Raw genomic sequence first — 12,450 nt, forward strand, 5'->3', positions numbered from 1 at the left:
GGGATTCAGCAAGGGCATTCCCACGACCCGGCTGCCGGCTGCCATCCGCTCATCGGCATGAGCCCGCGGGCCAAGGTGACTGCGTCAGACACCGCCGCCAGGGCGGTGGTCTCCCCTGGCCGCGGACCGGTCTATCCGTACCGCGGGCGCCGGCCTCCGACCGCCGCTACCGGATGACGATCGGCGAGCCCTGTGCCCATCAAGACCACGAAGACCCGGTCCTGTCCGTCATCCCCTGGGCCGTCAGGGGTGACTGTGCCCATCTGATTCTCGGGGGCAGGAAGCGCGGCAGGGAACTTCCAGACACGAGTAAGGCCCCGACCGCATCTCCGCAGGTCAGGGCCCCAGTCGTCTGTCTCAACACAGCGTGCGCCCGGAGGGATTCGAACCCCCAACCTTCTGATCCGTAATCAGATGCTCTATCCGTTGAGCTACGGGCGCCAGATCGTCGTGCCCGTGGCGAGACGAGCACGACGACGGGTAAGACTACCGCGTCGGTCGGGCCGCACGAAATCGGTTCGGACCCCCGGGACCCACCCCGGGCCACGGCCGCGGCATACGGCGCTCGAGCCCTGATGGGTCCCGCACCGGGTCAGCACCCGTATGACGAATCCTCAATCTTCTCAGGGGGTTTCGCGGTCTTGCAGCAAGAAGTTGCAAGAACCCGACAGGGGGCGGACATGCTGGGACTTTGTGACTGGTTTCACCAGAGCACCTCACCACATCCGGCTCACCTGAGCGCTTCGCCGGGCGTACCTTAACCAGATCAGGCGCTCAGCATGTGGACAACGGCTGTCCGGAGCCACCACCAAACGCGACAGAGCCGGGTTCTGCGGGGATCGACGGGACCGGGGCGAAAGGGATTGGGCATCACCATGGCGGAGACCAAGCGCGAGACACCGACGACAGACCCGGCATACGCGCCGGATGTGCCCGTGGGAGGGACCACCCACAAGCGGCTGCAGGCCTGGGTCGACGAGGTCGCCGCCATGACGACGCCCGACCAGGTGGTCTGGGTCACCGGCTCGCAGCAGGAGTGGACGCGGCTGACCGACAAGCTCATCGCCGCCGGCACCTTCGTGCGCCTCAACGAGGAGAAGAAGCCCAACTCCTTCTATGCCGCCTCAGACCCGACCGACGTCGCCCGCGTCGAGGACCGCACCTACATCTGCTCCGTGGACGAGAAGGACAGCGGCCCCACCAACAACTGGATGGACCCGGGCGAGATGAAGGACCTCATGCGCGGGCTCTATGCCGGGTGCATGAAGGGCCGCACGATGTATGTCGTGCCCTTCGTCATGGGTCACCTCAACGGCGAGCCCCCGATGTTCGGCGTCGAGATCACCGACAGTGAGTACGTCGTCGTCTCGATGCGCGTCATGGCCCGCACCGGCGTCAACGTCCTGCGCCGGATGGAGGAGCTCGACGCCGACTACGTGCCCGCGCTCCACTCCCTCGGGGCCCCGCTCGAGGCCGGTCAGCAGGACGTCAAGTGGCCGTGCAACTCCACGAAGTACATCGTCCAGTTCCCCGAGGAGCGGATGATCTGGTCCTACGGCTCGGGCTACGGCGGCAACGCCCTGCTCGGCAAGAAGTGCTACAGCCTGCGGATCGCCTCCGTCATCGCCCGCGACGAGGGCTGGCTCGCCGAGCACATGCTCATCCTCAAGCTCACCTCGCCCGAGCAGCAGGTCTACTTCATCGCCGCTGCCTTCCCCAGCGCCTGCGGCAAGACCAACCTCGCGATGCTCGCCCCGACCGTCCCCGGTTGGAAGGTCGAGACCCTCGGTGACGACATCGCCTGGATGCGTTTCGGCAAGGACGGTCGTCTGTATGCCGTGAACCCCGAGTTCGGCTTCTTCGGCGTCGCGCCCGGCACCAACGAGCTGACCAACCCCAACGCGATGCGCACCATGGAGAAGGGCAACTCGGTCTTCACCAACGTCGCCCTGACCGACGACGGCGACGTCTGGTGGGAGGGGCTGGAGAACGAGCCGGCCCACGCCACGTCGTGGAAGGGCGAGGACTGGACGCCCGGCTCGGGTGAGCTCAGCTCGCACGCCAACAGCCGCTACTGCACGCCGATCGAGCAGTGCCCCATCCTCGCCGACGAGTACAACGACCCCCAGGGCGTCCCGATCTCGGCCATCTTCTTCGGCGGGCGACGCAAGACCACCGTCCCCCTCGTCACCGAGTCGCGCGACTGGATCCACGGCACGTTCATGGGCGCCACGCTCTCCTCGGAGACGACGGCCGCCGCGACCGGCGCCGTCGGTGTCGTCCGGCGCGACCCGATGGCCATGCTCCCCTTCATCGGCTACAACGCCGGCGACTACCTCCAGCACTGGATCAACGTCGGCAAGGACGCCGACGCCACCAAGCTGCCGAAGATCTTCTACGTCAACTGGTTCCGTCGAGACGAGGACGGCGGCTTCCTGTGGCCCGGCTTCGGCGAGAACTCCCGCGTGCTGAAGTGGGCCATCGAGCGCATGGAGGGCAAGGCCGCCGCGGTCGAGACCGCCATCGGCTACGTCCCCACGCCGGAGTCGCTCGACACCGATGGCCTCGACCTCACGCCGGAGGCGATCGCCGGGGCGCTGGCCGTCGACGAGGAGGAGTGGAAGGCCGAGATCCCCAAGATCGAGGAGTGGTTCGCCAAGTTCGGCGATGAGCTGCCGACCCAGCTCCAGCTCGAGCTCGACACCCTCAAGGTGCGTCTCGGTCTGGCCTGACCGACCCATCCCGTATGCCGGTCCCGCCGGCACGTCGAAACGCCTGCCCCTCAAAGAGGCGGGCGTTTCGTGCGTGTGGGTGGGGTGGCTCCACGTTTGTGAGAGCGGTGCTCTTGTTTCTCGCGGTCCGGTTCGCTAGGTTCACGAGCGAGAGCAGTGCTCTCGCCCTGTGTTGTCACCTCTAGGAGCCGCTCATGTCCCCCAGACGCATCTCTCTCAGGCGCATTGCGTATGCCGCCCTCTCGATGGGCCTCGTGATCGGCCTCCTCCTCGAGGTGTCCAAGCACGGCGGGTGGACGTGGGTCGCCCTCGTCGTCGGGGTCGTCGGTCCCGACCTCGCCCTCGTGGTGGGAGCCAGCTCCGCTCATGAGCGAGGCCACCTGCCGCCTGCTGCCGTGCGTCCATACAACCTGCTGCACCGGATCTGGGGACCGCTCGTCGTCCTCGTGGCCGCGGCGGTCTCGTCCGAGGTATAGGCGCCGGTGCTCTACGTCGTTGCGCTGGCCTGGCTGCTCCACGTCACGGCCGATCGGGCGGCGGGCTACCGGTTGCGTGCTCGGGACGGGTCGATCAGACCCGAGTCGGACACGACGACGCCCCCCGGCCGAAGCCGGGGGGCGTCGCTGCTGACGCGATGGTCAGAAGTCCGTCAGGACCAGGGGATCAGATCGCCTGAACCTTCTCGGCCTGCGGGCCCTTGGGGCCCTGCGTGACCTCGAACTCGACGCGCTGAGCCTCGTCGAGCGAACGGTAGCCGTTGCTCTCGATGGCGGAGTAGTGGACGAACACGTCCGGGCCGCCGCCATCCTGGGCGATGAAGCCGAAGCCCTTCTCAGCGTTGAACCACTTCACGGTGCCTTGTGCCATGTGGGGTAACTCTTTCTTGGTGTGAGCGATGGGGCGACGCACTTCGCGAATCCCCAGCTGCAACTCTGTCCCACAGGCATCCGGTCAGACCGGGGAGCCCTTGTTCAAAAAAAAGACCCGCGCGATGGCGGGCCTGTCTTCGACGTGCGAGGAATGAACTGCAACCAAGACAAACGTAGCAGACCACGGCGGCTGAGTGCGCGTTGAGAATCGACGGTTTCTGCCTCAGGTCCGGGTGCAGGTCCCGGGCGGCGAGCGCGTTGGCCCACCGCCCGCGACCTCCGCCTCAGGAGAAGGTGCGGGCTAGCAGTCCCTGGAGCGTGGTGAAGTGGCGCTCTGCCGCGGCCTCGTCATACATCGAGGTGTCAGCCATCGAGTAGCCGTGCGGGGCCCCGGCATACACCTCGTTGGTCGCCGTGAGCCCGGCGGCGGCGAGCGCCCCACCGATCGCGGCGACCGCCTCGGGTGGCATCGAGCTGTCGTTGTCGGCGTGCCCGAAGACGAACTCGGCCTGGGCAGAGGGGATTCCGAGGTGCGGGCTGTCCGGCTCAGGGGTGACGAGACCGCCACCGTGGAAGCCGGCTGCGGCCACGACGGTCTCGGGATGGCCGGTCGCCGCCCGGACCGAGAGGCGGGCTCCCATGCAGTAACCCGTCACGCCGACCGTTTCGCCGGTCACGCCGTCGAGGCCGTGGAGCGCGTCGAGGTATGCCGCGATGTCCGGCACCACCTGGTCGCTCGTCAGTCCGTGGACCCGGGGCATGGCCTGGGCGAAGAAGGCCTCGCGTTCGCCGGGCTGGGTGAGGTCGGTGCGGGGACCGACCTCCTCGACGGAACCGTTGCGGTAGAACAGGTTTGGCGCGAGGACGACATAGCCCCAGCTCGCGATGCGGTCGCACATCGCCGCGATCTGGGGGCGGATGCCGATGGCGTCCATGAAGAACAGGACTCCTGGGCCGGAGCCGGAGTCTGGGCGCGCGACGTAGGCCTCCGCCGTGCGACGGGAGCCGTCGGTGCCGTCGGGGACGGCGATCTCGATGAGGTTCATGAGCGCACGATAATCGCGCTCGCTGGGCGTGAAGCTGCCGGGGTCGGCCCGATCAAGGAGTCTGTTACCTGCCCTGGCGTGTGCCTGGTGGCAGGCCCGGACGAGCACCCGGCACACCACCGGGGCCGCCGAAATGCTGGCCACCGAACTGCGGACCGCCGAAGCCCCCACGTCCCGCCCCCGGGCCGAAGCCGGTGCCGGTCTGCGTCGGGGCTGCGATGCCGTTCGGGCTGGCCGCAGCGGCGGTGAGACCGCCGATCGTGGTGAGGGCGACGACGAGCGCGCCGATCGCGGCGGTGCGTCGGCCCGACCACCTCAGGGGCGCGAGCGACGTTGCTACGACTGCGTCCTGGACGACCACGGCGTCCTGCGGGTAACGCTGGGGAGGGAGCAGAGGATGCGGCTGCTGGGTCACGACGAGGCCTTTCGATGGTCGAAGAACGAGGCGCACGAGGCCGGACGCGCCGGACAGGGCGCCGGCCGACCACGCTCCCGCGCTCCCCTGTGCTGGACCTGTGGCCGGATTATCGGGATGCTGGAGGCCGCGGCGACGTCCACAGGAAGGCCACAGGAACGCCACACCACACACCAAGACGACGCAGGGAATGTTGACATCATGAACAAGGCATCCACCAAGGCCCAGAAGCTCCAGCGCCCCGACGGGTCGGCGCCCCGGGTCCTCGTCGTCGACGACGAGCACAACCTCACCGAGCTCCTCAGCATGGCGCTGCGCTACGAGGGCTGGGAGGTCAGGTCGGCCGAGTCCGGGATGGCCGCCGTCCGCGCCGCCCGCGAGTTCGAGCCCGACGCCGTCGCCCTCGACATGATGCTGCCCGACATGGACGGCCTCGAGGTCCTGCGCCGGATGCGTGAGCACAACGACCGGATCCCCGTCCTCTTCCTCACCGCGAAGGACGCCGTCGAGGACCGCATCGCCGGCCTCACCGCCGGAGGGGACGACTACGTCACCAAGCCGTTCAGCCTCGAGGAGGTCGTCGCCCGACTGCGCGGCCTGATGCGCCGCACCGCGGTCGTCGCCGCGGACGACGACGAGTCGCTGCTCGTCGTCGGCGACCTCACCCTCGACGAGGACAGCCACGAGGTCACCCGCTCGGGGGTCAACGTCACCCTCACCGCGACCGAGTTCGAGCTGCTGCGCTACCTCATGCGCAACCCCAAGCGGGTGCTGTCCAAGGCGCAGATCCTCGACCGCGTGTGGAACTACGACTTCGGTGGCCAGGCCAACGTCGTCGAGCTCTACATCTCCTACCTCCGCAAGAAGATCGACGCGGGGCGTGAGCCGATGATCCACACGATGCGAGGCGTGGGCTATGTCCTCAAGCCGGCCGCCTGAGCCGAGCACTCTCGACCCCGGGGCGGGACACCCGAGCGAGCCCGCGGCATACGGGCTGCCGGAGCCGGTCACCGAGGCACCCGGAGTACCTCAGGTCCACTGGGCGGGAGACGCCGGTATGCCGCGTCCGGCCGAGGTCTCGTCCGGCCCCGCAGGTGAGCCTGTACGTGGTCCGAAGGCCCTCGGGAACCCGCTGGTTCCCTCAGCCGATTCTCCTCGGCCACGACGCTCCTCGCGTCTCGTGCGGATCGGGCAGACCCTGCGGGATCCCTCCTCCTGGACCCTGCGATCCAAGCTGGTCGCCTCGACCCTCGCCCTCTTTCTGATCATCACCGTGATCACCAGCGCAGCGACGGTGCTCACGCTCCGCAGCCAGCTCGTCGGCCAGGTCGACCAGCAGCTCGACGGCTACTTCCTCCGACCGGGCGGTAGCGGGGACGATCCAGCAGCCCCGTCGCCCAACAACCACAGTCGCGGCCCCGGCAATGACGGCCTGCGGCTCATCGTGGCGGACTCGAACAACACCGTCCTCGACAACTTCGCCACCACTTCCGACGGCACGCGGGTCACTCTCACCTCAGCCCAGATCAGCCTGCTCGGCAACGGCCTCGGCCGCGCGGCTCAGACCGTCGACCTCGGCTCCCCCCTCGGCGACTACCGCCTCGTGGCCGGCCGCGACCAGACCAACTCCGCCACCGTCATCATCGGCCTGCCGCTGGGGCCGCAGGAGCGCACCGTCTCCCAGATGGCGATCGTGGCCGGCCTGACGACCATCATCGGCCTGCTCCTCGTGGGCATCGGTGGGCTGTGGGTCGTCCGGCGTGCGCTGCGACCCCTCGACCGGGTCGCCGCGACGGCGACGCGCGTGGCCCAGCTGCCGCTCGACCGGGGCCAGGTCGCCCTCGCCGAGCGCGTGCCCGAGGAGGACACCGACGTCCGCACGGAGGTCGGCCAGGTCGGCGCCGCCCTCAACGAGATGCTCGACCACGTCGACGAGGCCCTGCAGGCGCGGCAGGAGAGCGAGCAGCGGGTCCGGCAGTTCGTCGCCGACGCGAGCCACGAGCTGCGGACGCCGCTGGCCTCGATCCGGGGGTATGCGGAGCTGACCAAGAGGGAGCGCGAGCCCGTCCCGGCGACGGTGAGCCATGCCCTCGGTCGGGTCGAGTCGGAGGCCATCCGGATGACCTCCCTCGTCGAGGACCTGCTGCTGCTCGCCCGCCTCGACGCCGGGCGGCCGCTCGACGCCCAGCCCGTCGACCTCACCGAGATGGTCGTCAACGCCGTGAGCGACGCCCACGCGGCCTCCCCCGCGCACTCCTGGCAGCTCGACCTGCCGGACGAGCCGGTCGAGGTCCGGGGCGACGGCGCGCGGCTGCACCAGATCGTGGCCAACCTGCTGGCCAACGCCCGCACCCACACCGCGCCCGGGACCGTCGTGCGGACGAGTCTTGCCCAGGAGGGTGACCGGGCGCGAATCACGGTGCACGACAACGGTCCTGGCGTCCCGATCGAGCTCCAACCGCACGTCTTCGAACGCTTCGCCCGCGGTGACACCTCACGCAACCGGGCGGGCGGCAGCACCGGGCTCGGGCTCTCCATCGTCTCGGCCGTCGTCCAGGCCCACGGGGGCACGGTGCGACTCGACAGCCGCCCCGGCGACACGACGTTCTCGGTGCTGCTGCCGGCCTGAGCCCGCTTGCGTCCGCGCTGACGGGACACCGGTGTCGCGTTCGCGCGGACGTTGCGCGCGGCATACCCACTGCGTCCGCGCCGACGGGACACCGGTGTCGCGTTCACGCGGACGTTGCCGGTCAGGTATGCCGCGACCGGTGGGCCGCGGCCTTGACCCGGCTCTGGCAGCGGGCCCCGCAGAACCGGCGCGTCCCGTTCTTCGACCCGTCGACGAAGATGCGGTCGCAGGGCGTGGCGGCGCAGACGCCGAGCCGGCCGGCATACTCGCTGCCGACGCAGAGCGCGAGCGCCGACGCGAACCCCGCTGACCACCCGACGACGACCCCGTCGTCCGGGCCGTGGAAGTGCAGGCTCCAGCCGTCGTCGAAACGGTCCAGCCGCGGCCGGGCCCGGGTGGACTCGAGCAGCTCGTTGACCAGGCCGGCGGTGCGGTCCAGGTCACCCCGGTCGGCAGCGGCAAACACCTCTCGCAGCTGGCCGGCCACCACGCCGAGCCGGGTGGCGTCCGCGGCCGTGACCCGGCTGCGGCGACCCTGGGAGAGCAGGACGTCACCCACTGCGGCCGTCCGCCGAGAGCCGGTCGGGACGTCCACGACCGACGTGCCGTCGTGGCCGGGGGTCAGAAGGTTGACCAGACCGACCGCGGCGGTGAGCAGCGCCTCCACATGACTGTCGAACTTCACTTGACCAGTCACACCCCATCGCCTAGCGTCATCCGGGTGATGACTGACAAAACCTATGATGACAGTTACGGCGGGGTCGGGTCCACCACGTCCACCAGGGCAGCGCGTCCGAGCGACCTCCCGCCCGCCGTCTGGGCCCTCGTCGTTGCCCGAGCCGTCAACCGCGTCGGCGCCTTCACCCTGCCGTTCCTCGCCGTCGTCCTCGGGCAGGAGTTCGGCCTGTCCGTCACGGCGGCCGGGTCGCTGCTCGCGCTCTTCGGGGTCGCCACCATCCCCTCGCGGCTCGCCGGCGGCGTGCTCGCCGATCGCCTCGGCCGCGTCCCGACCATCTGCCTCGGGCTGGTCGGGTGCGCGGCAGCCCAGCTCCTCATCGCGGCGAGCCCCACCCTCGCCGGGGCGGTCGTCGGCGTCGTCCTGCTGGGGCTGGCCTTCGAGCTCTACGAACCCCCGAGCCAGGCCCTCGTCGCCGACCTGACCGACGACGCCTCGCGCCCCGCCGCCTTCGGGCTCCTCGCGGCCGCCCTCGCCGGGGCCGGCGCTGCGGCCGGGTTGTTGGCGGCCTGGCTGGCCGGGGTGGGCCTGCGCTGGCTCCTCGTCGCGGACGCCGCCTCGTGCCTCGTCTGCGCCGTGGTGGTGGTCACCGTGGTCCGGCCCCACCTCACGACCCTTGCGTCCGCGGAAGTGGTCCCTCTCACCAGCGAAGCCGCGGCCGCAACAGCGGATGACCGCAGCCCGTGGCGCGACCGACGCCTCCTCGCGATGCTCGCTGCCGGCACCCTCTTCGCCCTGCTCTACATGGCGCTCGTGACGACCCTCCCCCTCACCGTCGTCGCCCGCGGCCTCCCCGTCGGCGACGCCGGCCTCCTCCTCACCGTCTCGGCCGTCACCGTCGTCGCGGGCCAGCCGCTCCTGCGCTGGGGACCGTTCTCCACCAGCCCATTTAGCACCATGGCGATCGGGTATGCCGTCCTCGCCGCCGGGCTCGCCGCCACCGGCCTCGCGACGGGTCTCCCCGGCTTCACCGCCGCCACCGTCCTCTGGAGCGTCGGCGACCTGGTCCTCCTGGGACACGCGTGGAGCATCGTCTCGGGGCTGGCGCCGGAGGGGGCGCGGGGACGCTACCTCGCGGCATACGGACTGTCGTGGGGATTCGCGACGGTCCTCGCCCCGCTGCTCGGCACCCGGCTGCTCGTCGCGGGTGGCCCACCCCTGCTCTGGGGGCTGCTCGCGCTGGTGGCCCTCGGTCTCGCCGCGGCCCAGCCCCTCCTGTCGCGTGTCTGCAGGACGCCCCCCGGACCCTCATCGCCTCGTCCTTGACGCGTCACAGGGACCCCACAGTCCCCGGCCCGACCTTGGGACTCATGGCATCCATCATCCTGAACCGCAACGCGTCCGAGGCCGAGCCCGGGCCCACCCGTGAGGTCACGCCGGGCGCGCCCCGGCGGACCGCCGACCTCGGCACGCGCCTGTGGCGCGGGCCCGACACCGACCCCGCCTGGGCCCGCCCGGCCCTCTGGGGCCTCCTCGTGCTCACCGCCGGGTTCTACCTCTGGAACCTGACCTCGAGCGGCTACGCGAACTCCTTCTACTCCGCGGCCGTCCAGGCCGGGTCGACGAGCTGGGAGGCCTTCTTCTTCGGCTCCTCCGACGCCGGCAACTCGATCACCGTCGACAAGGCCCCGGCGTCCCTCTGGGCGATGGCCCTGTCGGTGCGGCTCTTCGGCCTCAGCTCGTTCGCGATCCTGCTACCCCAGGTGCTCATGGGCGTTGCGAGCGTCGGTGTCCTCTATGCCACGGTGCGCAAGCACTTCGGCGCCGCCGGAGGCCTGATCGCCGGGGCCACCCTCGCGCTGACGCCGGTCGCGGTGCTGATGTTCCGCTTCAACAACCCCGACGCGATGCTCACCTTCCTGATGGTGCTGGCCGCCTGGGCGACGATGACGTCGATCGAGAAGTCCTCGCCCACGTGGTTCATCGTGGTCGGCGTCTTCATCGGTCTCGCGTTCCTCACCAAGACGCTGCAGGCCTTCCTCGTCGTCCCCGGCCTCGCCCTCGCCTACCTCGTCGCGGCGAAGGGCTCGCTGGGCCGGCGGATCCGGCACACGGTCCTCGGCGCGATCGCCATCGTCGTCTCGGCCGGGTGGTGGGTCGCGATCGTGCAGCTCGTCCCCGCGAGCATGCGCCCCTACATCGGCGGCTCGCAGACCAACTCGTTCCTCGAGGTCACCTTCGGCTACAACGGCCTCGGTCGCCTGAACGGCGCCGAGACCGGCTCCGTCGGGGGTGGCGGCGCCGGCGGTGGCGGCAACTGGGGGGCGACCGGCCTGACCCGGCTGTTCGACTCCGAGATCGGCGGCCAGATCTCGTGGCTGATCCCCGCGGCCCTCGTGCTCCTCGCCGTCGGCCTGTTCCTGCGCGGCCGCCGGCCCCGCACCGACGCCCGCCGCGCGGCATACATCGTCTGGGGCGCCTGGCTGCTCGTCACCCTCCTGACGTTCTCGTTCATGGCCGGCATCTTCCACGCCTACTACACCGTCGCCCTCGCACCCGCCATCGCCGCTCTCGTCGGCATGGGTGCCGTGGAGGCCAGGGAGCACCGCGGGTCCGTCATCGGTTGGCTCACCCTGGCCGGCGTCACCGCGGTCACGAGCGTCTGGTCCTTCCTGCTGCTGTCCCGCAGCAGCGACTGGAACTCCTGGCTGCGCGTCGTCGTCCTCGCCCTCGGGATCGCTGCGGCCGTCGGCTTCGTCCTCCTCTCCCGGGTCCACCGCCGTGCGGTGCCCGTCGTCGTCGTCACGGCCCTGCTCGCGGGACTGCTCGGCCCCGCCGCCTACGCCGCGCAGACCGTCTCCGTCGGTCACTCCGGCTCGATCGTCGACGCGGGCCCCAGCATCGCCGGCGCGGGCGGCGGGCCGGGAGGCGGCGGCGGTTTCCGCGGTATGCCGCGTGGCATCGCCGGCGGCACCGGCACCCAGCAGCCCCCGCCGGGTGGCTTCGGCGGTGGCGCTCCCGGCACCACGGGCGCTCCCGGCACGACCGGCGCTCCCGGCACGACCGGCGTTCCCGGCATCACCGGCACCCGCGGCGGCGGGATGGGTGGCCTGCTGGATGCCGCAACCCCCAACACCACCGTCGTCGCGGCCCTGTCGCAGGACTCGGCGAAATACACCTGGGTCGCCGCCGCGATCGGCTCGCAGAACGCCGCGGGCCTCCAGCTCGGCGCGCAGCTGCCGGTGATGGCCATCGGTGGGTTCAACGGGAGCGACCCGTCGCCGACGCTGGCGGAGTTCCAGCAGGACGTCACGGGGGGCAAGATCCACTACTTCCTCGCCGGCGGCGGCTTCGGCGGCCAGGGCGCGGGCGGCAGCAACGCCGCCTCGCAGATCTCGACCTGGGTGCAGGCGAACTACACCTCCGTCTCCATCGGCGGCACGACGTTCTACGACCTGACCCAGCCGGTCTCCGGGGCCGCCGCGACGGCCACGTCGACCGCTACCGCGACCTGATGATGACCTCGGCCATCGACAGGACCGAGAGCACCGGGGGCTTCGAGGGCACCCGGCCCAGCCCGGCGGAGGCGGCGCCCGGCCGCCCCCGCCTGGGGGGGCAGCTGGCCCGCTTCGCCACGATCGGGGTGGCGAGCACGGTGGTCAACCTCGGCCTCTTCGCCCTGTTGCACGCGCCGCTCGGCACGCAGCCGGCCAACGTCGCCGCACTCCTCGTCGCAACGGTCCTCAACACGGCAGCCAACCGCCGGTGGACCTTCGGGGTGAGGGGGGCCGACGGGATCGCCCGCCACCACCTGCAGTCGCTGACCATCTTCGCGGTCACGTGGGCCTTCAGCAGCGGGGCCCTGGCCCTGCTCGCCGTGTGGACGCCGCACGCGTCGACCACGCTCGCCGTGCTGACCGTCGCGGCCGCCAACGTCGTCTCCACGGCGGTGCGCTTCGTCGCGATGCGGACCTGGATCTTCCGCTCCTGACCAGCCGACGGTCGCCCTCGGCGCGTCCCCCCCCGGGGGGGTTGACGCTGCGTCATCGGGGTTGTCGCCCCTGTTAACGGGCGTCAACCCCC

The 12,450-nt window shown here is 70.7% G+C and carries 11 protein-coding genes and 1 tRNA gene; 7 read left to right on the forward strand and 5 right to left on the reverse strand.

From position 1 onward, the window contains the following. Positions 1-368: 368 nt before the first annotated feature. Positions 369-441, reverse strand: a tRNA-Arg gene (locus Q0R63_RS21260). Between the two features lie 434 nt (positions 442-875). On the opposite strand from Q0R63_RS21260, the gene Q0R63_RS21265 reads away from it, so the two are divergent. Both Q0R63_RS21265 and Q0R63_RS21270 read left to right on the forward strand, forming a co-directional pair. Next, positions 876-2,732: a phosphoenolpyruvate carboxykinase (GTP) gene (locus tag Q0R63_RS21265; RefSeq protein WP_295701905.1), complete on the forward strand. Its 1,857-nt coding sequence runs from the start codon at positions 876-878 to the stop codon at positions 2,730-2,732. Between the two features lie 194 nt (positions 2,733-2,926). Beyond that, on the forward strand, positions 2,927-3,208 hold the full coding sequence (locus Q0R63_RS21270; RefSeq protein ID WP_295701907.1) for a hypothetical protein: 282 nt from the start codon (positions 2,927-2,929) through the stop codon (positions 3,206-3,208). A 187-nt stretch (positions 3,209-3,395) separates the two neighbouring features. On the opposite strand, the gene Q0R63_RS21275 is transcribed toward Q0R63_RS21270, so the two are convergent. The 3 genes from Q0R63_RS21275 to Q0R63_RS21285 form a co-directional block, all read right to left on the reverse strand. After that, the gene (locus Q0R63_RS21275) at positions 3,396-3,599 is read right to left on the reverse strand and encodes a cold-shock protein (RefSeq protein WP_295701908.1); all 204 of its coding nucleotides are present in this window, start codon (positions 3,597-3,599) and stop codon (positions 3,396-3,398) included. A gap of 286 nt (positions 3,600-3,885) precedes the next feature. Further along, a complete protein-coding gene (locus Q0R63_RS21280) occupies positions 3,886-4,647 on the reverse strand; it encodes a dienelactone hydrolase family protein (RefSeq protein WP_295701910.1) in 762 nt (253 codons plus the stop codon). Between the two features lie 64 nt (positions 4,648-4,711). Next, positions 4,712-5,062 (reverse strand): hypothetical protein, encoded by a 351-nt coding sequence (locus Q0R63_RS21285; protein WP_295701911.1) that lies wholly within the window; start codon positions 5,060-5,062, stop codon positions 4,712-4,714. Positions 5,063-5,263: 201 nt separating this feature from the next. On the opposite strand from Q0R63_RS21285, the gene Q0R63_RS21290 reads away from it, so the two are divergent. Together Q0R63_RS21290 and Q0R63_RS21295 are read left to right on the forward strand one after the other, a co-directional pair. Continuing rightward, the gene (locus Q0R63_RS21290; protein ID WP_295701913.1) at positions 5,264-6,001 is read left to right on the forward strand and encodes a response regulator transcription factor; all 738 of its coding nucleotides are present in this window, start codon (positions 5,264-5,266) and stop codon (positions 5,999-6,001) included. 241 nt (positions 6,002-6,242) lie between these two features. Then, positions 6,243-7,691 (forward strand): HAMP domain-containing sensor histidine kinase, encoded by a 1,449-nt coding sequence (locus Q0R63_RS21295; protein ID WP_295701915.1) that lies wholly within the window; start codon positions 6,243-6,245, stop codon positions 7,689-7,691. Between the two features lie 121 nt (positions 7,692-7,812). On the opposite strand, the gene Q0R63_RS21300 is transcribed toward Q0R63_RS21295, so the two are convergent. Further along, complete coding sequence (locus Q0R63_RS21300) at positions 7,813-8,388, reverse strand: CGNR zinc finger domain-containing protein (RefSeq protein WP_295701917.1); 576 nt, start codon at positions 8,386-8,388, stop codon at positions 7,813-7,815. Positions 8,389-8,415: 27 nt separating this feature from the next. On the opposite strand from Q0R63_RS21300, the gene Q0R63_RS21305 reads away from it, so the two are divergent. The 3 genes from Q0R63_RS21305 to Q0R63_RS21315 are packed head-to-tail and all read left to right on the forward strand — an operon-like array spanning position 8,416 to position 12,358. Next, on the forward strand, positions 8,416-9,693 hold the full coding sequence (locus Q0R63_RS21305; protein ID WP_295701923.1) for an MFS transporter: 1,278 nt from the start codon (positions 8,416-8,418) through the stop codon (positions 9,691-9,693). A gap of 44 nt (positions 9,694-9,737) precedes the next feature. Then, complete coding sequence (locus Q0R63_RS21310; RefSeq protein WP_295701919.1) at positions 9,738-11,882, forward strand: glycosyltransferase family 39 protein; 2,145 nt, start codon at positions 9,738-9,740, stop codon at positions 11,880-11,882. Beyond that, a complete protein-coding gene (locus Q0R63_RS21315) occupies positions 11,882-12,358 on the forward strand; it encodes a GtrA family protein (RefSeq protein ID WP_295701921.1) in 477 nt (158 codons plus the stop codon). The genes Q0R63_RS21310 and Q0R63_RS21315 overlap by 1 nt, the downstream gene beginning before the upstream one ends. Positions 12,359-12,450 lie beyond the last annotated feature (92 nt).

Source organism: Lapillicoccus sp. (assembly GCF_025353065.1).
GTDB lineage: Bacteria > Actinomycetota > Actinomycetes > Actinomycetales > Dermatophilaceae > Lapillicoccus.